23 protein-coding genes are annotated in these 22,196 nt (G+C 30.6%); 3 read left to right on the forward strand and 20 right to left on the reverse strand.

What is annotated here, in order from left to right; translation table 11 throughout:
* The first annotated feature begins 98 nt into the window (after nt 1-98).
* Entirely contained in the window at nt 99-1,118 is a 1,020-nt protein-coding gene (locus P4S50_RS12650) for a threonine aldolase family protein (protein ID WP_277731155.1), read from the forward strand.
* Between the two features lie 22 nt (nt 1,119-1,140).
* Here P4S50_RS12650 and P4S50_RS12655 read toward each other — a convergent pair whose 3' ends face one another.
* The 13 genes from P4S50_RS12655 to P4S50_RS12715 all read right to left on the reverse strand — a co-directional run bounded on the left by P4S50_RS12655 (nt 1,141) and on the right by P4S50_RS12715 (nt 14,423).
* Nucleotides 1,141-1,575 (reverse strand): bleomycin resistance protein, encoded by a 435-nt coding sequence (locus P4S50_RS12655; protein ID WP_277731156.1) that lies wholly within the window; start codon nt 1,573-1,575, stop codon nt 1,141-1,143.
* 15 nt (nt 1,576-1,590) lie between these two features.
* Complete coding sequence (locus tag P4S50_RS12660; protein ID WP_277731157.1) at nt 1,591-2,013, reverse strand: hypothetical protein; 423 nt, start codon at nt 2,011-2,013, stop codon at nt 1,591-1,593.
* 30 nt (nt 2,014-2,043) lie between these two features.
* Nucleotides 2,044-2,652, reverse strand: a complete 609-nt coding sequence (locus P4S50_RS12665; protein ID WP_277731158.1) for a hypothetical protein — start codon at nt 2,650-2,652, stop codon at nt 2,044-2,046.
* A gap of 5 nt (nt 2,653-2,657) precedes the next feature.
* Complete coding sequence (locus tag P4S50_RS12670) at nt 2,658-2,885, reverse strand: helix-turn-helix transcriptional regulator (RefSeq protein ID WP_277731159.1); 228 nt, start codon at nt 2,883-2,885, stop codon at nt 2,658-2,660.
* A 137-nt stretch (nt 2,886-3,022) separates the two neighbouring features.
* The gene (gene orr / locus P4S50_RS12675; RefSeq protein ID WP_277731160.1) at nt 3,023-4,111 is read right to left on the reverse strand and encodes an ornithine racemase Orr; all 1,089 of its coding nucleotides are present in this window, start codon (nt 4,109-4,111) and stop codon (nt 3,023-3,025) included.
* An 11-nt stretch (nt 4,112-4,122) separates the two neighbouring features.
* Entirely contained in the window at nt 4,123-5,481 is a 1,359-nt protein-coding gene (locus P4S50_RS12680) for a GlmL-related ornithine degradation protein (RefSeq protein WP_277731161.1), read from the reverse strand.
* A gap of 499 nt (nt 5,482-5,980) precedes the next feature.
* Nucleotides 5,981-8,200 (reverse strand): D-ornithine 4,5-aminomutase subunit OraE, encoded by a 2,220-nt coding sequence (oraE, locus tag P4S50_RS12685; protein ID WP_277731162.1) that lies wholly within the window; start codon nt 8,198-8,200, stop codon nt 5,981-5,983.
* A 24-nt stretch (nt 8,201-8,224) separates the two neighbouring features.
* Entirely contained in the window at nt 8,225-8,605 is a 381-nt protein-coding gene (locus P4S50_RS12690; protein WP_465245007.1) for an ornithine aminomutase subunit alpha, read from the reverse strand.
* Nucleotides 8,606-10,033 (reverse strand): 2-amino-4-oxopentanoate thiolase subunit OrtB, encoded by a 1,428-nt coding sequence (ortB, locus tag P4S50_RS12695; RefSeq protein ID WP_277734737.1) that lies wholly within the window; start codon nt 10,031-10,033, stop codon nt 8,606-8,608. It abuts the gene before it with no gap.
* A gap of 4 nt (nt 10,034-10,037) precedes the next feature.
* Nucleotides 10,038-10,346 carry a 2-amino-4-oxopentanoate thiolase subunit OrtA gene (ortA, locus tag P4S50_RS12700; RefSeq protein ID WP_277731164.1) on the reverse strand — a complete coding sequence of 103 codons (309 nt, stop codon included), beginning with the start codon at nt 10,344-10,346 and terminating at the stop codon, nt 10,038-10,040.
* Nucleotides 10,347-10,357: 11 nt separating this feature from the next.
* On the reverse strand, nt 10,358-11,431 hold the full coding sequence (gene ord, locus P4S50_RS12705) for a 2,4-diaminopentanoate dehydrogenase (protein WP_277731165.1): 1,074 nt from the start codon (nt 11,429-11,431) through the stop codon (nt 10,358-10,360).
* A 256-nt stretch (nt 11,432-11,687) separates the two neighbouring features.
* Entirely contained in the window at nt 11,688-13,076 is a 1,389-nt protein-coding gene (locus P4S50_RS12710) for a sigma-54 interaction domain-containing protein (RefSeq protein WP_277731166.1), read from the reverse strand.
* Between the two features lie 120 nt (nt 13,077-13,196).
* Nucleotides 13,197-14,423 (reverse strand): serine hydroxymethyltransferase, encoded by a 1,227-nt coding sequence (locus tag P4S50_RS12715; RefSeq protein WP_277731167.1) that lies wholly within the window; start codon nt 14,421-14,423, stop codon nt 13,197-13,199.
* Nucleotides 14,424-14,579: 156 nt separating this feature from the next.
* Here P4S50_RS12715 and P4S50_RS12720 point away from each other — a divergent pair, with 156 nt between their 5' ends.
* Together P4S50_RS12720 and P4S50_RS12725 are read left to right on the forward strand one after the other, a co-directional pair.
* Nucleotides 14,580-15,353, forward strand: a complete 774-nt coding sequence (locus tag P4S50_RS12720; protein ID WP_277731168.1) for a threonine/serine exporter family protein — start codon at nt 14,580-14,582, stop codon at nt 15,351-15,353.
* Nucleotides 15,353-15,808 carry a threonine/serine exporter family protein gene (locus tag P4S50_RS12725; RefSeq protein WP_277731169.1) on the forward strand — a complete coding sequence of 152 codons (456 nt, stop codon included), beginning with the start codon at nt 15,353-15,355 and terminating at the stop codon, nt 15,806-15,808. The genes P4S50_RS12720 and P4S50_RS12725 overlap by 1 nt, the downstream gene beginning before the upstream one ends.
* Before the next feature lie 48 nt (nt 15,809-15,856).
* Here P4S50_RS12725 and P4S50_RS12730 read toward each other — a convergent pair whose 3' ends face one another.
* The 7 genes from P4S50_RS12730 to P4S50_RS12760 all read right to left on the reverse strand — a co-directional run bounded on the left by P4S50_RS12730 (nt 15,857) and on the right by P4S50_RS12760 (nt 22,192).
* Nucleotides 15,857-16,297 (reverse strand): SoxR reducing system RseC family protein, encoded by a 441-nt coding sequence (locus tag P4S50_RS12730; protein ID WP_277731170.1) that lies wholly within the window; start codon nt 16,295-16,297, stop codon nt 15,857-15,859.
* A gap of 9 nt (nt 16,298-16,306) precedes the next feature.
* On the reverse strand, nt 16,307-16,603 hold the full coding sequence (locus P4S50_RS12735) for a metal-sensitive transcriptional regulator (protein ID WP_277731171.1): 297 nt from the start codon (nt 16,601-16,603) through the stop codon (nt 16,307-16,309).
* Between the two features lie 13 nt (nt 16,604-16,616).
* A complete protein-coding gene (locus tag P4S50_RS12740; RefSeq protein ID WP_277731172.1) occupies nt 16,617-16,883 on the reverse strand; it encodes a hypothetical protein in 267 nt (88 codons plus the stop codon).
* Between the two features lie 133 nt (nt 16,884-17,016).
* Nucleotides 17,017-18,798 carry an aspartate--tRNA ligase gene (gene aspS, locus P4S50_RS12745; RefSeq protein WP_277731173.1) on the reverse strand — a complete coding sequence of 594 codons (1,782 nt, stop codon included), beginning with the start codon at nt 18,796-18,798 and terminating at the stop codon, nt 17,017-17,019.
* A 13-nt stretch (nt 18,799-18,811) separates the two neighbouring features.
* A complete protein-coding gene (gene hisS / locus P4S50_RS12750; RefSeq protein WP_277731174.1) occupies nt 18,812-20,071 on the reverse strand; it encodes a histidine--tRNA ligase in 1,260 nt (419 codons plus the stop codon).
* Nucleotides 20,061-21,542, reverse strand: coding sequence for a coproporphyrinogen dehydrogenase HemZ (hemZ, locus tag P4S50_RS12755; RefSeq protein WP_277731175.1), 1,482 nt, complete (start codon nt 21,540-21,542; stop codon nt 20,061-20,063). The genes hisS and hemZ overlap by 11 nt, the downstream gene beginning before the upstream one ends.
* A gap of 32 nt (nt 21,543-21,574) precedes the next feature.
* The gene (locus tag P4S50_RS12760) at nt 21,575-22,192 is read right to left on the reverse strand and encodes an MBL fold metallo-hydrolase (protein WP_277731176.1); all 618 of its coding nucleotides are present in this window, start codon (nt 22,190-22,192) and stop codon (nt 21,575-21,577) included.
* Between the last annotated feature and the right edge of the window lie 4 nt (nt 22,193-22,196).

Raw genomic sequence — 22,196 nt, forward strand, 5'->3', positions numbered from 1 at the left:
TAATTTAAGGTTAGTTGAAAGTTCATCTTTTTTTATATATACTATATTTAGTTGAAGATTCATTCAATTCAAAAACTTAATATTAAAGGGGGATTACAATGTATAGCTTTAAAAACGACTATAGTGAAGGTGCTCATACAAAAATTTTGAACGCTTTAATAAAAACAAATATGACACAAACAGAAGGGTATGGATATGATTGTCATACCCAAAATGCAGTTTCTAAAATAAAAAATTTAGTACATAATCAAAATATTGATGTTCATCTTATATCTGGAGGAACTCAAACAAATCTTACCGCAATTGGAGCTTTTTTAAGACCGCATGAAGCTTGTGTATCTGCTAATACAGGTCATATTGCAGTTAACGAAACTGGAGCAATTGAGTATACAGGACACAAAGTAATTACAATAGATTCAAATGATGGAAAAATAGTTCCCGAGAAAATCAAGGAAATATTAAATTCTCCTTTAAATGAACATGTTGTAAAGCCAAAACTTGTATATATTTCTAACCCAACAGAACTAGGTACAATATATACAAAGGAAGAACTTAAAAATCTTAGTGAATTTTGTAAGTCTAATAACCTTATATTATATGCAGATGGTGCAAGATTAGGTTGTGCTATTTGTGCTAAAGAAGGAGATTTAACTTTATCTGATATGTGTAATTTTACAGATGCATTTTTTATTGGTGGAACTAAAAACGGAGCACTTCTTGGTGAAGCCTTAGTAATAAAAAAAGAAAGTTTAAAAGAAGACTTTAGATACCATATAAAACAAAAAGGAGCATTACTTGCCAAAGGAAAACTTCTAGGCATACAGTTTGAAGAATTATTTACCGCCAACCTTTATTTTGAACTTGCAAAACATGCTAATGAAATGGCATATCTTTTGAGTGAAGGTTTAAAAGAAGCCAATTGTAAGTTTTTAATAGACTCTCCAACTAATCAAATTTTTCCTATCTTAGAAAATAAAATAATCGAAAGATTAGAGAAAAAGTTTAATTTTTACACTTGGAAAAAAATAGATGATAATAATTCTGCTATTAGATTAGTTACCTCATGGGCCACTAAAAAAGAAGCCGTCCTTGAATTCATAAACGAATTAAAAAAATAGAAAAACAACAAAATAGTCAACCTTAAGGTTGACTATTTTGAACATTATATTCTCTTTCACCTAAATCCTGTGCAAACCTTAACAAATACCCATCAGGATCCATAACCAAAAATTCTTTTTGTCCCACTAATTTATCATCTGCCCTATACCAGTTCTCCTCTATATCTATTTTTATAGGATAGTCATGTTTTTTTATATTTTTATATAATGCATAAATATTATCAACCTCTATTTGAAAGTTAATACCCCTTCCAAAAGGATATGATAATTCTCCTGTTTCCCAATATCCATTTATCTCTTCAATCATAATCTGAGAATTATTCAGTGATATTAAAGCAAACTTGTCTTCTTTTCTCTCATACTCTAATTTAAACAAAAGAATATTCAAATAAAAATGCAGGCTTTTCTCTATATTCAAAACAGACATTTCTGGTATTAATCCATTAAATTTAAACATAATATACTCCTAAATTTATTTAATATTATCTTTTTTATATACATAATCTAAACTATACTTCTCTTTTTTCTTTAAAAATACTACATCCCAAAAAGCTATTCCAAATGCTCCTCCAAAAGCAATCGAAATTGCATTTAGTAATCCACTATTTGATATTTTAAAATAATTGCAAATATAGTTTAATAAGCTAAATAATATAAATGATTTAACAAACGTAAATACCCTTTTCTTCAGATCTCGTCTCTCTAATTTTCTTATATTAATAATAGTCATAATTACTATATATATTATATATAAAATGATAGAAATTATATATGTACCAATAAATTTATTGGTAACCCACTTATCTATTCCTGTATATACAGCAAAAAATACCATTCCAGTTTGTATCAGAAATATTATAGTAAGTAACTTTCCTAAATGTATATTCTTTTTCATTTTTAAGACCTCACTTTTTCTATACAATGTTTATTTTTTTAAAGCAATATAAATAATAACAAATACCATAATAACTATATATACTAGGTACATCATTTTAAATTTTTTATCTATTTCTTTTTTCTCTTTTTTATATTCTTCTAGATTAAGTTTTTTCCGCTTTGGAAGTAATGGTATTATTAATGTAAAAAATATTGCATTAATAAATAAAATCAATTCATCATATCTAATAAATCCTATTGTATTTTCAAAAGTTTTAAATTCAAATAACATGCTTATAGTTGCTAAAGTACTTATAGTAATTGAACTATATGTTAATATATTTATAAATTTCTCATTTTCTATTTTAACTTTTAAATTAAAACCTTTTAAATCTATATAATATAGTAATAATGTCACTATACTTATTGCTTCTATTGAATAAAAAATAACATTAATATCAATATTTTTGTGTCCTAATGAAATTGAATATAAGCTGTATACTAATAATGCTATCACATTAACTACAGAAGATATTTTTAATGCATTATTAAATGCAAAGTTCTCTAATTCATCTTTATCCATCAAAGCTAATAGTAAAAATACTGAACTCACAATAGTTGCTAATAGCGAATGTATACCTATCAATTGTTCCCCCATATTAATTATTCCTCCATCTCCTCCAGAATTTCAAAAACTTCATCAACAGTCTTATCAAAATATTTAGATATAGCAAAAGCAAGTTTAAGAGAAGGATTAAAAGTGCCTCTTTCAATCTCTAAAACAGTACCTCTGTTTATCCCTAACTCTATTGCTAAATCCTCTTGAGTCAATTTTTTTTCAGTTCTGAGAACTTTTATTTTTGTATTAAATAATTTTTTACGTTTTGCCATAAAACTCCACCTCTTATGTATAAGATACTATTTTTGTTGTATATAGTCAACATTTTGTCATATATATAAATCATTTTATAGATTAATTTTATTTAAAAACTAAAAAATAGCCAACCCATTTAAGGTTGACTATCTCTTTATACATTCTCTGCTAATTTTTCTTCACACTTAAATACCTTATTAACATAATCACTAGTAGTAGCTGCCATTAATGCTCCATATTCAAGATTAAATTCTATAGTATCTCCTACCTTATAATCTCTATCACTTTCTGTAACATCTACTATCAAGTGATCTGAACTTGCTCCTAATATTTCCTGTTTTGGATCAACCGTACTCATTCCATCTACATTAGTATCCTGCTTTCCTATTCCAACTATTGCTCTTTTTCTAATACCTTTATCTTCATAATGTGGCTTATTTCCAAATGCATCTACTCCAATTTCCCCTATAGGAATAGATGGTTTTTCTTTAAGTTCTACTATTTCACATACTAGCTTAAATGAATCTTGGTAAGCTCCTTTTATATCTTGAGAATAAGCGGTTTCCTTTCCAAGAGCTATAGCTTCTCCAAGTCTTAAATTAGTAACTCTTGAAGGCATTTCACCTTTATCCAATAAATGAAGAGAACTTGAATTTCCTCCAGATATAAAAGATAATTTAATATCAAATTTTTCTTCTATTTTTTGTCCAAGTTCACACAATCTTCCTAAGTTTTCTTTTGAAGGTATTACAGCTCCATAGCAAGTTAAATTCGTTCCAAGACCTACAAACTCTACATTTTTAAGTTCTAAAGTTTTTCCTACAACCTCAAATAATTCATCTTCTTTAAAATAACCTTCTCTTAAATCCCCAAGGTCTACCATCAAAGCTATTTTATGCTTCTTATTTAATTTTGCACAAGTTTCATCTATCTTTTCTATAACTTCAATTTCAGAGTTAAGACTTATGTCAGAATACTTTACTACATCTTCAACTTCTGTAAGCATAGGTATTCTTATGAGTATCTTTTCAAGGTCTATACTACTAAGCTTTTTTAAATTTTTTATTCTGGAATCAGCTATATATTTGACACCACTGTCTTTTAAGTAATCTACAATTTCAGGAAAAGCACAATACACCTTTGTAACTACAGCCGTTTCTATATTGTGTTCCCTACATTTTTTACTAAGCAAATTTGCATTATGTTTTAATTTATCAAGATCTATCTCTATTCTCGGATACAATACCATCCCCCCTATATACCTAAACTCTTTTTCATAAGAAGTAAAGCCGACTTAGGATGTCTCTTTGATAAAACTCCTAAAGAGGCCATAATATAATCATTATCAACAAGTATTTCAGCTTCCTCTAATGGAAACAACTTCGTCTTTGTTGTATTTGATTTTGCTATTGACTCCATTATTTCTATTCTTTGAGGTAATCTAGTCAAAGCGCCTCCAGTACCCACTATATACTTAACTTCTGTTAAGTCCTTTCCTTCAGCTATAGATGTTCTGCCTCCTGCACCATATAAATCTCTAACTATACCCGCATGTCTATCACATGCTCTTAATGTTGCTTCTTGAGCTAATCTTTCAACAAACTTTATTTGCTCTTTAGTTTTTGGGATAGGAACATGATTTTCTATTAAATTCTTAGAATCAAATCCAAGTTCTTTAGATAGTTTATCTTTGCCTATTAAATCGACTATATTTTTCATATTTATATATACTCCAAGATCACCTTCTACAGTTCTTTTTGCTAATGGCTCTGGACTTAAAAGTATTCTACTTATCTTGTCGCTTCCAGCTGTAACTGAGTGTAGATCTGTTGTTGCCCCACCTACATCAAATACTATTAAATCCCCTATTTCTTCATACAATAGTTTCGCACTCTCCATTACAGAACCAGGAGTTGGTATAATAGGTCCATTTACAAGTTCTCTTACATGTTCCATTCCAGGTGCATGTATTATATGATCTTCAAAAGCATCTTGTATTACTTTTCTCGTCGGCTCTACATTCAATAAATCTATCTTAGGATATACATTATCGACTATATATAGTTTGGATTTCATATCTTCAAATATAAGCTTTATCTCTTCTTGATTTTCTACATTACCAGCGTAGATAATAGGTATATTAAGATTCATATCTGCTATAAGTTCTGCATTATAAAGTGCTGTGTCTCTTTCTCCAAAATCTACCCCACCAGCTATTAATATAATATTTGGTCGTGACTCTTTTATTTTTTTCAAATCTGTTCTTCTAAGTCTTCCAGCAGTAACATTATGTACAATAGCTCCTGCTCCAAGTGCTGCTTCCTTTGCAGCCTTTGCAGTCATATCATACACAAGTCCATGAACAGTCATCTTAAGCCCACCTGCTGCACTTGATGTAGCAAGCATCTCTTCATATTCGACCTTATCTTCGCCTAAGCTTTTAGCAAGACTATCTATCGCTCCATTTAATCCAATCCTCACATCTCCTTCAAGAACTGAAGTAGGAGCTTGACCCTGTCCTATGAATTTAGGGTTATCTGTGTTTATATCATTAAATGCATTTACAACAGTAGTAGTACTACCAATTTCAGCTACTAAAACATCTATTTTCAAACTTTTCCCCTCCTTTCATCCAATAAAGTGAAACTTAATTCAGATGGAATTTTTACTCCAGCTGAATTTCTAGTTGAGCTAATCCAGAAGCTGTTAAGTTCTTATCTACACCCTTAAGAGTGTGTAGTCTTAGAACTTTTAGCTTTCGGATAAATCTACATTAAACTATCTTTAGACTATCTTTTAAACTTTCTGGGGTTTTATTATTTTCTCTATTTATTTATAAAAATATCTTTTAAAGTTTTATAAAGATAAATTTTCAATATTTAAAATTAAGCTTATTTAAATGTTAGCGATTGTTTTAAATATTTCTTATAAAACTTGTATTACATCGTTTGAATATCCGTTAAAAAAGTTCGTTGTCTAACCAACGGGAGTTCAGAACTTTTAGGATATTCAATAAGATGTAATACTTAGTTTTATTGAACATATTTAATACATGAGCGTTATTTAAATAAGCTTTATTTCCAACCTAAGTTATATAATATTTCAAAATATTTTAAGCCTCAGCTTCAGCTAATTTTTCTTTTCTTTTATTTACAAAGAATGTAGCTACATGTATTCCTCTATCAGTTTTTCCAAAACCTGCATCTACACCTTGTTTAACTGCTATTTCTGGAGTAACTTGAGTTCCTCCACAAGCTATCATAATTTTATCTCTAACTCCTTTTTCTATTGCATATTCATGAAGTCTTTTCATATTCTTATAGTGAATATCATCGTGACTTATTATAGTTGATGCAAGTACTGCATCTGCATTTAACTCTATTGCAGCATCTATAAGTTTTTCTATCGGGCAAGAAGTTCCTAAGTATTCAACCTCAATTCCCCATTTTTCTATTCCACCATGTTTAATATCTATAACCTCGCGAAGACCAACTGAATGCTCATCTTCTCCAACTGTTGCTGCAACTACCTTCATAGGTCTTTTTTCTATCTCACTCCAAAGTTCTTCATCACTCATAAGTTCAGGCTCTGGAGGTATTTCAAGCGTGCTTATATCAAGATCAGCATCTAATTTTCCTTTTACTTGGACTCTTGTTCCCTCTGATGGGTGCATCATTTCAACATGTATAACCTCAGGATCTTGAAGGTTCATTTTCTTAGCAAATTCAACAGCTGCAAATTCAGCTACTCTACTGCTTGTTGGAAGGAATAATTCAACTTGAACTGTTCCATCAGCAAGCCATTCTACTTCTGGTTTTATAAAGTTTGAATTTCTGTATTTTTCCTTTTCATCTAGACGATTGAATACATTATCATTTTCATCAAGCTCATCTATATAAACTATCTTTTCAGGATCTTCAAAAGTACATCCACCAATTAATGAAGATGGATTATCTATAGCATTTTCATCATATTGAGCAACGTTATTATATCCAAAGTGTGCAGTTACAGGAGCCATATAATCTTCATCTCTTTCGAATACATATCCTGCACCTATTCCACCATTTATTTTTCTAGCTATTCCATCTCCATTTCTTTCAGGATACATTCCAGAGTCTACGAAGAATCCTTTTTCTACTGATTCAAAGTATCCTCCAACTTCAAGCATTTCTTCCATGTAAAGAATAGCTCTTTCTTTTAATTCTCTAACCTTATCGCCTAAGTATCCTTCCTTTTTAAGTTCAACCATCTCAAGTAATCCATCAAGACCTACTAGAGTTTGCTTAGCAGTATCACATGCTTCTATGTTATACATATGCCATGGCACATTTCTTCCCTCATCAGGAGTTATAGTAGATTGAATATCCGCTCTAGTAAGCTTAGATATCATCATATTCATAACATGAGTTACAGTAGCCTCTCTTGAAGAAGATGTAACATACTTAGTATTTTGTTGAGCTCTCATTCTATACTCATCAAATAAATCTCTTAGGGCAACAGCATAAGGTAAATCATACTTAATACACGGAACTGGAGCTGCTGATGGAGGTACAGTTGATAAGCATATATCTTCTTTTTTCATACCTACTTTATGTGAGAATATAGAGTTTATAGCATGTTGTACCATAAGCTCTGGCATAACCTTCCAAGCATCTCTTGCAGTTGCATTTGCATTATGAGCACCATCTATTTGAGCTATATCTGCCCAAACCATAATCTTCTTAGATTCAGCTGCATCAATATAAGACCTTATCATGTTTATATTTCTATACAATACGTTGTACTGTGGATCTTGATGAGCTCCATTAACCCCTTCTTCTGCAAACATTACAGCTATATCAGGACCAGCTACTCCTGATACATAAGAATGGTAGTTTATAGGTCTTCCTACTTCTTCTTCTATTAAATCAACAGCTTTTCTTTGAGCTCTAACTTGCTTTCTTGTAACAGGAATACCTCCTATACCTTGAGGCGATCCCTCTATTAATCCATCATAATGAGATTGACCAGCAGTTCTAATAACCATTAAATGATCTGCTCCATGCCATGCAGCCATTCTCATTCTTCTTATATCATCCTCAAATCTACCAGAAGCAATTTCTGTAGTTATAACTTCTTTTGGTTGAGGATCCAAATTTTCAAAATATCTAACAGCAGCGGGTATTCCTATTGAATTTTTAAGAGCAGGTGAACAATCAGAGTACTTGTGTCCTCCCATTTCTATTTCTTTATTTTCTCTCCAAGTCCAACCTCTTCTTTTAGGTCTGTAGTTCTCCAAATCATCTAATATATTTCTTATATCTAATTTCTCATTAACATCTAGTTTTTTCATATTTTTCTTTCCCCCCTTTAATATCTATACAGTAGCTTCAGCCTTATCTTTTCCGAACACTTCAAGAGCATGATCCCAATATTTTCCGTCTATCATACTAAGGCCAGCTTCTCTAATAGATAAGTTTTTATCTTTAGCTACTCTATAAACTATATGTCCAACCCCTTTTCTCATAAGATTTCTATCCATAGCACCATCAACTAAAGGCTTAGCTTCAAGGCTTGAAAATCCCATTCTAAGTAAAACAGATCTTTCTACTGATGGTGTTGTGTTATTTTTGCCAAGCTCCAAAAGAGGATCTACTATTTTTCCAGCAAGTTCCCAAAATCTATCGTATAATTCTTGATCTGATAAATTAGCTAAATGTACTCTTCTCTCTTTAAAATCATCTGCTCTTTTCAAAATTTACACCCCCAAATTTTCTTTCAAACAATTAACACCAAGTTCTTTTAATATTTCTTTTACAAATTCATAACTAGACTTAGTATCTTTAACTAAAAATTCTAAATCCTTCTCGTTGATTTCAGTTAAGTTGATTCTTTCTATACAATTTTTAATATATGATCTTTTAATTTTATTTAAATCCAGATCTTTAATTTTAATCATAGATGGGTGGCTAGGAAGTATTATACTCTCTCCAGCAACTTCATCCTCTGGATTTCCAAATCTTATATCTATACCATTTTCTCTTGCAAATGTAAGTTGTGGCTGAATATGCTTACCAGCTCCAGTATATTCAGTTTCTTGGACAACAATTATCTTATCCTCATCCATTTCTTGAGCTATACAAAATGCAGCTGCAAGTGATGTATTTCCAGCAGGACCTCTTTCAAGGCCTTCTATTTGAGCTAATGCTTCTGTCATATAAAATACCTCTCCTTGATTTACAGTTACATATCTATCCATATATCTAAGTGGTCTTCCCGCAGATCTTGGAACATCTGATCTATCTGGATTAGTACAAAATGGTATCCCAAATCCAGTATGACCTGTTGTAAACGACTTTTTATTGAATTGAGTATCAGACGCCATATGTAGACCTTTTAAGTTAACACTAGCTCCTACAACCTTAGTATCAAAAGCTCCAGCTTTAATAAGGCCTCTTGCTGTACCAGTTAAATTTCCTCCACCTGCATTGGTACAAACTACAACATCAGGATCTCTTCCTTCTTTTTCTCTAAACTGCATGCTTATCTCATATCCTAATGTTTCAACTCCTGCAATTCCAAAAGGAGTATACAAAGATGCATTAAAGTATCCCGTTTCTTCTAATAATCTTAAAAATGTATAAAACAACTCTGGTCCTACACTTAATTGAATAACCTCTGCTCCATATGCCTCACACTTTCTAGCTTTTTCTATAATCTCTGGTTGACCTTTACCTTGGCTATCATAACATTCTTGAACTATAATGCATTTAAGTCCTTGCATTGCAGCTTGTGATGCAACAGCAGCTCCATAATTACCACTAGTTGCAGCAATTACCCCCTTATATCCTAGCTTTTTAGCATGATATACAGCATTTGCAGCACGTCTCGCCTTGAAGCTTCCAGATGGGCTAGACGCTTCATCCTTTATAAATATTCTTGCTCCTTTTCCTTTTGATGAACACTTTCTTGCAAGTTCAGTTATATTTTTAAGCTCTATCAAAGGAGTATTACATATAGATACATCCTTTTGAATATTTTGCATTTCATCCAAAGTATATCCTGTTTCTCTCATCATCTTTTCATAGTCAAAATCTACAGTGCCCGATTCAAATAACTCATAATCTATTCCAACAGCATTTTTCATTATTTCATTTCTTCTAGACATTACTCCTAAATAGCTCATATCTTTACTCACAGTCTTCACCTCCAAATAAAATACCTTTTAGTTGAAGACCTATTTGTAAAAGTTCAGGAATACATTTTCCATAATCATGCTTATAATATGGATTTGTTTCTACAAGCTTACCCTTGACTATTCTTTTAGTTATAGTAGTTATCTCAACTTCATCATTTATAGATGCATCATGATTTAAAAATCCTTTTACCCACATTTCAAGAGGTACTTTTTTAGTATCGTCTGGAACCTGTGGTGCTCTTTGATCTGGATTTAATATCACATTGTGAACTAAAACCCAATCTCCTTTTTTAACATTCATTCAACTCACCCCTAACAGCATCCGCATCCGCATTCTTTTTTTTCTTCAACCATGTTTCTCATATCTCCCATAATAGCTCTCGGTACAGGAATATCTAACATAGTTTTAAGTCCTGGTCTTGCATTTATAACATGAGGAATACTATTAACACACATAGCTATAGTTCCTATTCCTCCTGGTATTTCTGGTTTTATTTGAAGAGATATATCTGGTACTCCCTTAATTTGTACATAATCTCCTGTATCAACACCTTCAAGATTAGGTAGTATTTGTTGTGGATGTTCCATTTCAACCTTAACTTCCCCATCTACATATCCATAACCACATTGCTTACAACCAGCTACATTTCCAGCTTGAACCTCTGCATATTGACTTTGTCTATATACATTAGATACTATTGATTGTCTTGTTTGATCTACCTTTTCTAGATCCCATCCTATTCCATCTGTAATCATCTTTATAGATTCAGGGAATCCTACATGTCCTGCTATTTCTCCATTTTTAACTCCTTTTTCAAACTCTTCAGGAGTAACTCCAACACCTTGTTCTACCATAACAGCATGACCAAATGGAGATAAATCATTTACTCTTGATGCTTTTATATGATCTACTCTTTCACAAGTTCCTGTAAGAGCAAGTATCAATAAATCAAGTACAAATCCTGGATTGATTCCTGTTCCAAGTACAGATACATGATTTTCTTTAGCTATTTCATCTATTATCTTAGCAAGTTCTGGTTCTTGTGCATCTGGATAAGACATTTCCTCTGCAGTAGATATTACATTTATTTTTCTTTCTAAAACAAATTTTATTTTATCAAAAGCTCCTTTTGTAAATGAATCAGTAGCAAGTAAAACTACATCCGCACACTTTTCTTCAAAGGCCTCTTCTTCATTAGATTTTATTATTATTTCTTTTCTATCTTTTCTATCAACACCTAAAACTTCATATATATCTTTTCCTACTCTAGCTTCATGTTTATCACAAACAGCTACTATCTCTACTCCTTCTTTTTTTAATAGCATGTTAGCCATTCCGCTTCCCATAGCTCCAAATCCCCAAATACCAACTCTAATGTTTTCCATACTGTTTCCCCCTTAAATATTCTATTTTCGTATATTATAGTTTCTTGCACTAATAAATATAGCAACAAGTGTGCCACTTTATTTTAATATTCAGAAAATTCAATTTTAATAACACTCACCTCCAGTTTTTTCATAACTTTCAGAATAATCGTTCTTTTTTTAACAAATATACAGTTTTATTTTTATATACAAATTACATTTTTAGAAATAAAAAAAGCAAATATATTTGCATAAAAGTGCAAATATATTTGCTTAATTAAATATTATATTTTTTAATTTTATGCTGAAGAGTTTGTCTTTTTATTCCCAACTGTTTTGCTGATTTTGTAATGTTTTTCTCATTACTTATTAAAGCCCTTGTTATAAAATCAACTTCGATTTCTTTTAACAATTCATCTAAACATTTTTCATTTGATATATTTAGATTGTTTTGTACATCTTCGCAGTTATTAATATCAATATTTAAGTTCTCAACACTAATAGTATCTTCATAATCAAGCATACTAATGGCTGAATATATAGTATTCTCAAGTTCTCTTATATTACCATGCCACTTATAATTTAATAATGATCTTTTTGCTTCTTTATCTATCTTCTTAACATTTTTATCTAATTTGCTATTATATTTTTTTATAAAGTAATCTGCTAGAAGTATTATATCATCTTCTCTTTCATTCAAAGAAGGAATGTATATAGATATTACATTAAGTCTATAGTAGAGATCTTTTCTAAGCTTGTTTTCTTTTAACAATTTTGTAGGTTCTTCATTAGTTGTGGCTATTATCCTAACATCTATAGGAATATCCTTTATTCCACCAATTCGCCTTATATAACCTTCTTGTAAAACCCTTAAAAGCTTAGCCTGAAGCTCTACTGGCATAGAGTTTATCTCATCTAATAACAAAGTTCCCTTGTTAGCCTGTTCAAATAATCCAGGTCTACTTATAGCTCCTGTGAACCCACCCTTTTCTGTTCCAAACAAAATTCCCTCAAGCAAGCTTTCAGGAAGAGCTGCACAGTTTTGAGCTATAAAAGGCTTGTTCTTTCTTACTCCTTCATAGTGTATACTTTGACTAAAAAGTTCTTTTCCAGTTCCTGTTTTTCCATATATAAAAACAGGAGCTGGAGTTTTAGATGCTCTTTTAGCTAGAGATACAGCTTTTTTAAAAGTTTCACTCTCTCCTATTATGTTTTCAAATGTATATTTTTTAATCTTATTTTGAATTATTTTTTTCGGATTTGATTTTTCTCTGTGAAGGGTCAATATTTCTTCTGAAAGTTCTTTCATTTTAGTTATATTCTTAGATATTTCAATAGCTCCTAGTGTTTTTCCATTATCAATGACAGGTATTGTAGTATTTACAGTAGTAATTTCGTTTTTGTATTTATTTAGGTAAGTTTGCTTTTTATCTTTTATAATATGTCCACTATTTAGTACTTTTAAAAGAGTACTGGTCTCTTCATTTAATCCATTAAATATATCTAGCAAATTTTTATTTAATACATCCGTTTCTTTCATTTGTTCAAGTTCTGCCATGGCTTTATTATATACAACAGTATTTCCCTCATTATCGATAACATGAATTCCATCTTCTATATAGTGCAAAATGTTTTGCATTAACTTAATATAATCTTTAGTATTCATATCCCTATCCCCCAAAATTTGAAACTTTAATGTATATATTTGTATATATATCATATAATTTACACAAAATTAATGCAATTCAAATTTTTAAGTTAATTTTTAAACGTTCTACATATTATTCTAATATAAGACAAATTCATCAGTAAGATTTTTTATAATCTCTCCTGCCTTTTTAACTTCTCTATGAGTTATACAAAGATCTATTGCTTCAGCTATAGTCTTCATTTCATCTTCTTTCATACCTCTAGTTGTAATAGCTGGAGTTCCTATTCTTACTCCACTAGTTACAAAAGGACTTTCTGGATCAAAAGGTATAGCATTTTTATTAACCGTTATATGAGCCTCATCAAGTATCTTTTCTGCTTCTTTTCCAGTTATATTCTTATTTCTAAGATCCAAAAGGATAAGATGATTATCAGTTCCACCTGTCACCAAATCAAATCCTCTATCTATCAATTCATCAGCTAACTTTTTGCTGTTTTTAATTATTTGTTGTTGATAATTCTTAAAATCATCTTGTAAAGCTTCTTTAAAGCTTACAGCTTTAGCAGCTATAATATGCTCTAGTGGTCCACCTTGTATTCCAGGGAATATTGCTTTATCAATTGCCTTTGCATATTCACTCTTACAAAGTATAACTCCTCCTCTTGGCCCTCTCAAAGTTTTATGAGTAGTAGTAGTTACAAAATCAGCTACCTCACATGGATTTTGATGAAGTCCTGCAGCAACAAGCCCAGCTATATGTGCCATATCAACCATTAACATAGCTCCAACTTCATCAGCAATTTCCTTGAACTTTTTAAAATCTATTTCTCTTGGATATGCACTAGCTCCAGCTACTATAAGCTTCGGTTTTACTTCATGTGCTTTCTTTCTAACATCATCATAATCTATCGTTCCATTCTCTTTACAAACACCGTATTCTGTAAAATCAAAATAATTTCCAGATATATTAACAGGGGAACCATGAGTTAAATGACCACCTTGAGATAAATTCATACCCATAACTTTATCCCCTGGACTTAATATTGCAAAATAGACTCCTAAATTTGCATTAGCTCCTGAATGAGGTTGTACATTAGCATGATCTGCTCCAAATATATCTTTAAGTCTATCTATAGCTAGATTTTCTATAACATCTATATGTTCACACCCTCCATAATACCTCTTGCCTGGATACCCCTCTGCATATTTGTTTGTAAGATGACTACCCATAGCCTCCATAACAGCTAAAGATACTGAATTTTCAGACGCTATAAGTTCTATGTTCCTATTTTGTCTATCAATTTCATTTGCTAAAGCATCATATACTTGCTTGTCTTCTTTTATTAGATTTTCAAAATTCATATTTTACCTCCTCCATATTTTTTCTCCTTAAATTATATTTATATATAGTTTGCAATACTCCTTTTATTTTTAATATTTTTTCAAAACTTTTAAGATTTTTTAACAAAATTTTGATATAATTTTCTAGTATGCATTTTTCATAAGGGGGTGGGTTTTTTGACTATAACACAAAAAAAAGGAATACTGAGAATTGCTCTTTATGCTGGAGAAATAATGCTTAAAAACGGGGCAGAAATATACAGGGTGGAAGATACTATAATTAGAATATGTATGTCTAAAAGTATAAATCACGTGAATGCATTTGTAACCCCCACGGGAATATTTGTATCAGACGATAGAATGGATGGTATAAGCTTTATCAAAAGAATTAAAAACAGAAGTCTAAATCTCGACAAAGTGTCTATGGTAAATAACTTTTCAAGAGACTATGTAAATTCTAATATGACAGTACCTCAAGCTTTATCTGCATTAAAAAAAATAGAAAATGCAGATAAATACTCTTTTCCTGTAAGAATTTTCTTTACAGGAGTTATAGGTGGATTTTTTTCACTTATGTTCGGAGGAGAGTTTTTAGATTTTATATCTGCTTTTATTATCTCTATGGTATCAATATTCATAGCAGATGAAATAGATAAGATAAGTGATACTTCATTTTTATCAACAATTGTAGCCTCATCTACTATAGGACTACTAGGTATACTTTTTACACTGTTTGGAATAGGAAAAAGTCTTGATATGATAATAGTAGGATCTATAATGCCTCTAGTTCCCGGAGTATCATTTACAAATGGTTTAAGAGACTTTATATCAGGGGATTTAATAGGAGGTCTCGCAAAAATATTTGAAGCTATATTCATTGCTATATGTATAGCTGTTGGAATAGGTATAGTATTCCAACTATGGGTTAACTGGTTCGGAGGTGCATTCTAATGAGCTTATATCTTCACTTTATCTACTCATTTTTAGCTACAATAGGATTTTGCATATTTTTTAATGTCCAGAAAAAAGATCTCTTATATGCTTCACTTACTGGAAGTATAGGCTGGACATTATATATTTATATGAATAATATAACTAATTCAGCTTCTTTATCAAGCTTTATAGCCGCAACTGTAATAGGCTTATTAGGCGAGATGTTTGCAAGAGTAAACAGAAAACCCGTTACAGTATTCATAATTCCAGGTATAGTTCCTTTAGTTCCAGGTTATGGAATGTATTTAACTATGCTAGATATCATAAACAACGATTTCTATAGTGCAGCTAAAACTGGAAGTGATACTATATTTATAGCTGGATCAATAGCAATAGGTGTTGTATTAGTCTCATCTACAGCAAAAATGTTTAAAAGAAGAAATAAAAAAAATTCGTCCAATGCTACGCATTGACTATATAAATAAAAAAATGCTGATTAATATTAATCAGCATTTTTTTATTTATATAGTCGTCTCCTCAGCTATATTAGTTATAATAGGAGTATACTCTTCACTCTTTTTAAATTTAGGTTCATTCTTTTTTATTATAATAAATACTATACTCATTAAAAAAGCTCCTATTATAGCGCTCATAGTTTCTACATTTGAGCTATAATTTATAGCTGTTAATACTTTATTTGATATAACTATTCCAACAAATAAAACTATCAAAGGTATAACATATGCTATAGCCGCAGCCTTTAATACATTAGGAGTACTGACATCTACTTCAACAAAGTCTCCCTTAGCAGCACCAATTTTATTGATTGCCTCTATTTGTATATCCTTACCTTCTTCTTTTCCCATTCCGCATCCACCACAGCTTGCACAAGCTGAATGTCTTTGCATCTTTAAAATAGCTGTATTTTCATTAGTACTTACCACAACACCTGTTTGTCTCATCACAATCACCTACTTCATAAATTTAAGCATTGTATTTACAAGCTCATCTATAACTCTATCTTTTTCCTCAATATCATTAGAATTATCAATTGTGTTTTTTACACATCCTTTTACATGATTCTCAAGCATTATACCCCCTACCTTATCTATTGCAGAACGTATTGCTGCAATCTGTATTAGTATATCAACACAATATTTATCTTCATTTATCATCTTTTGAATGCCTTTAACTTGTCCTTCTATTCTTCTAAGTCTTTTTATTATAGCATCTTTATCTTTTTTACTTTTTTCAGCCATTTCATTCATTTTTTACAACTCCTTATTGTTTGAAATAAAAATAAACAGCAATTATTCCAATCATAGTCATTCTTCTTATAAAGTCAAAATTCCTAGCACTCATACTATACTTGTCTTTTGCAGTATTAAGCCAGTGTCTGAATGCTATATTTATCAAGCTCAATGCAAATATAAGAGTTATGTTGCTATAAGATATCATATCAATATTACCTTTAAATAATTTCATAATTACTAAAATAGCTAAAAAAGCAACCGCAAATATTCCAAATTCTTCTATGATCTTTCTCAATTTAATCTCTCCTTTAGATACCTCATACCAGTATATATTTATCTTCATTATACTTGTCTATGTAGTAAAATGTCAAATTATAAATAAAAAGTCTGCCAACAAATTTTGTTGACAGACTTTTTATTTTATCTATTTACTTTTCTTCTAACTCAACTTTTATATTAAGTTCTTCTAATTGCTTATCGTCTGCAACAGCTGGTGCATTAGTCATAGGACAAGATGCATTTTGAGTTTTAGGGAATGCTATAACCTGTCTTATATTATCTTCTCCAGCAAGTAACATTACAAGTCTATCAAGACCAAATGCTATACCTCCATGTGGTGGTGTTCCATATTTAAATGCGTCAAGTAAGAATCCAAACTTATCATAAGCTTCTTCATCACTGAATCCTAATGCTCCGAACATAGTCTTTTGTATATCTGCATTAGATATTCTTATACTTCCTCCACCTATTTCAAATCCATTTAATACTATATCATAAGCTTTAGCTCTTACATTTAATTTATCATTATCTAGATTAGCTAAATCTTCATCCATTGGAGATGTGAATGGGTGATGCATAGCAACATATCTATTCTCTTCTTCATCATGCTCAAATAATGGGAATTCAGTTACCCATAGAAGTTTAAATTCATTCTTATCAAGTATTTCAAGTCTTTTAGCTACTTCATTTCTTAAGTTTCCAAGAGAATCAAATACAACCTTATCCTTATCTGCTACAAATAATATTAAGTCTCCCTCAGAAGCTTCCATTTTTTCTAATATAGAATTCATTTTTTCTTCATCAAAGAACTTAGCTATTGGAGATGTAACTCCTTCACTTGTTACTTTCATCCAAGCAAGTCCCTTAGCTCCATAGTTCTTAGCATAATCTTCAAGAGAAGTTATGTTCTTTCTAGTGAATTTATCAGCAGATCCCTTAACATTTATACCTCTAACAGATCCACCATTTTCTACTGTTGATGAGAATACTTTAAATCCACAATCCTTAACTATATCAGATATGTTTTTAAGCTCAAATCCAAATCTTACATCTGGCTTATCACATCCGTATCTTTCCATAGATTCTTTATATGTCATTCTAGGGAATGGAAGTTGTATATCAACATTTGATATTTCTTTAAATATTTTTTGAAGCATTTTTTCCATTATATCAATTACATCATCTATTTCAACAAATGACATTTCGCAGTCTATTTGAGTAAATTCTGGTTGTCTATCAGCTCTTAAATCTTCATCTCTAAAACACTTTACTATTTGGAAGTATCTATCCATACCAGATACCATTAAAAGTTGTTTAAATAACTGAGGAGATTGAGGTAAAGCATAGAACTTTCCTTCATTTACTCTACTTGGAACTAAGTAATCTCTCGCTCCTTCTGGTGTTGGTTTGTTTAAAAACGGAGTTTCTATCTCTAAGAAGTTATTATCAGATAAATAATTTCTAACTATATTTGCTACTTTATGTCTTAAAATTAAGTTCTTTTGCATAGACGGCTTTCTTAAATCTAAGTATCTATACTTAAGTCTTAAATTTTCTGAAACCTCATCATCATCCTTTATATAAATAGGAGGAGTTTCTGATTTATTTAAAATCTTTATTTGATCTGCAAATATTTCTATATCTCCTGTTGGCATATTAGGATTCTTAGATTGTCTCTCAAGAACCTTTCCCTTTATAGCTATAACGTATTCAGATCCTAATTTTTCAGCTTTTTCAAACGCCTCTTTAGATACATCAGTATCAAATACTATTTGACATATTCCTTTTACATCTCTTAAGTCTACGAATACTAATCCACCTAAATTTCTTTTCTTTTGTACCCATCCCATTAATACTACTTCTTCACCTATGTTAGACTCTCTTAAGTCTCCACAATAATGTGTTCTTTTTAATCCACCTAAGCTTTCCATATGTAATCCTCCCTTAAATCATGTTTTTTAGTACATCTGCTATTTCGCTTAATTTTATCTCTGTTTGTTCTGATGTTTGCATATTCTTAAGCGTTGCTAGATCTTTTTCTATTTCATCATCACCAAGTACTATAGTGTATTTAGCATTGATTTTATCAGAATATTTGAACTGTGCCTTTACACTCTTACCTATATGGTCTTTATCGCAAGATATATTGTTTGATCTTAAAGCTTTTATAATTTTAAAACTTTCTATTTCAGCTTTTTCTCCGATTGTAACTACAAATATATCTATACCCTCTTCTTTAGGTATTTCTATATTGTTGTTTTCAAGAGTTAATAAAAGTCTCTCTATACCCATACCAAATCCTATACCTGGAGTCTTTGGCCCTTCTAATTGTTCAACAAGTCCATCATATCTTCCTCCACCGCATACAGTGCTTTGAGCTCCTATATCTTGTGAAATTATTTCAAAAGCAGTCTTAGTATAATAATCAAGTCCTCTAACTATCTTAGGATCTACAACATAGTTTATACCCATGCTATCTAGATATGTGTTTACTTTTTCAAAGTGATTTTTACAATCATCACATATATTATCTATCATTAAAGGAGCATCCTTTATTTGACTTTGACAATCTTCATTCTTACAATCAAGTATTCTAAGAGGATTTTTTTCATATCTAGTTTGACAAGTATTACATAATGTATCAAGCTTTTCTTTTAAATAACCTCTTAACTTATCATTGTATTCCTTTCTACACTTAGGGCATCCTATAGAATTTATTCTAAGTTCTAATTTTTCAAGTCCTACTCTTTTGAAAAACTCCATAGCAAGAGCCATAACCTCTGCATCTATAGAAGCAGACTCACTTCCAAACGCTTCAACTCCAAACTGATGAAACTGTCTCATTCTTCCAGCCTGTGGTCTTTCATATCTAAAACATGGAGTTATATAAAATAACTTTGAAGGTTGTGCATCTGCATAAAGCTTATTTTCAATAAAAGCTCTAACAGCACCTGCTGTTCCTTCTGGCTTTAAAGTTATATCTCTTCCTCCATTATCTTGGAATGAATACATTTCCTTTTGAACTATATCAGTAGTCTCTCCTACTCCTCTTTTGAAAAGATCTGTACTTTCAAACACAGGAGTTCTTATTTCTTTATATCCAAATAAAGAGCATACCTCTCTAAATAAATTTTCTACATAAGTCCATTTATAAGAGTCCTTAGGCAGTACATCTTTAGTTCCTCTTGGCGCTTTAATCGGCATCTTTTAAAACCTCCTCTTCTTTTTTCTTAATCATTTCATCCACTCTATTTATATAGTGTTCTATATTTTTGACATTAGCAACTCGCTCAATTCTATTTTCGTCTATATATACTATCTTAGAATTAGCTCCTGCTCCTAAAGCATATATCGTTTGTTTTTCTTCCATTATTTGTATATTATATATGCATTCAAATCCCTTCTTAGCATATCCTATATTTTCAAGATTTCCAAGCATATGTTTTTGTCTGTACATATAATATGGTATAAGATTCATTTTATAAGCATATTCCATAGATATATCTATCATCTTAACCATATCCATATAGTGGCTAAATTCATAGTTATCTATATTTTCATTAAGCCTTGAAGCTCTTTTTATTGCCATAGTATGAACAGTCAAGCTCTCAGGATCTAGCTTTAATATTTCTTTTAAAGTATTCTCAACCATCTCAGGAGTTTCTTTTGGAAGTCCCAAAATAATGTCCATATTTATATTATCAAAACCAATTTCTCTAGCCATGTGAAAACAATCTTTAATTTCTTCTACACTATGAGTTCTTCCTATTTCTTTTAAAGTTTCATTATTCATAGTCTGAGGGTTAATACTTATTCTCGAAACAGACTTTTCTTTAAGCACATTTAACTTTTCTCTTGTTATAGTGTCTACTCTTCCAGCCTCAACTGTAAATTCCTTCATTTTAGAAAGATCAAAATTTTCATATAAAGAATCTATCAGTAAAGAAAGCTCATCAGCTTCAAGAGTAGTTGGTGTTCCTCCACCTATATATACAGTTTCGATCTCTTTATTAGTTTTTTTAACTATCTCAGATACACCTTTTATTTCTGTTATAAGGCAGTTTAAGTATTCTTTCTTAAGATGTCCCCATTGCTTTAAAGTATTTGAAGGAAAAGAACAGTAAACACATCTAGTTGGACAAAATGGTATACTTATATATAAAGCTATTTTATTTTCATCTATGGGATACACAAACTTTCTTTCTACACAAGCTATATTGTATGCAAGATCTATCTTACTCTCATCCATCTGGTATTTCTTTTTTAGTATATCCTCTATATCTTTTTTTGATTTATTCTCATCTATAAGCTCATGTACTATTTTGGTAGGCCTAATACCTGTTAAAATACCCCATGGAACAAATGATTTATATATCTTGGTCAATACCTTAAATATACTTCTTTTTATTATTATTTTACTTTCTTTTCGTATCATTTTATCATCATAATCTAATTCATCTATTAACCCTTCTTCTTCATAGTGAAGTGCAAGCTTATTATTTTGATAAAAATATGTTTTAGATATTATCAAATTGTCTTTTACATTTACCTCATTAACTAAAATATTATCTTGTATATCTTCATCTTCTACAAATTCAAATTGAGATGTAAACAATTTTAATAATTCACTAACTTCATATTTATAATCATGATTCTTTAAAAATACATTAAGCATTAAATTCTCGCCTTAACCTTTCTCCTCTACTCTTAACTCTTAATATATGGATTGTTTAGTTTCTCTGTCCCTATAGTACTCGCAGGTCCATGACCTGGAAATACTTTCAAATTATCATCTAACTTAGCTAACCTATTTACAGATTCTATTATTTTATCATAGTCTCCACCAAATAAGTCCGTTCTTCCTATAGATGATCTAAATAATGTATCTCCAGCAAAAAGTGAATCATTTACCTTTATACACATACCTCCAGGCGTATGTCCTGGAGTATGTATTATTTGAAGTTTAAGATTACCTAACTCTACAGTTTGTCCATCACTTAAATATCTATCTGCCTCAATTTCTATGCTTCCGCCCATCATATAAGTTAAGTTATTTTGACTATTACTTAATACTATTTGTTCTTCTTTATGAGCTAATACATTAGCACCAGTTTTTTCTTTGATCTCTTCAACTGCACCTATATGATCTGCATGACCATGAGTAAGTATTATATACTCTAAGTTGAACCCATTTTTATTTACAATATGTAATATTTCATCACAAGCTCCACCTGGATCTATTACTGCACATTTTTTAGTTTCAATATCACCTAGTATATAACAATTTACACCGTATACCCCAGCCACTACTTTTTCTAAAAACATAAAC

This window comes from Tepidibacter hydrothermalis (assembly GCF_029542625.1).
GTDB lineage: Bacteria > Bacillota > Clostridia > Peptostreptococcales > Peptostreptococcaceae > Tepidibacter_A > Tepidibacter_A hydrothermalis.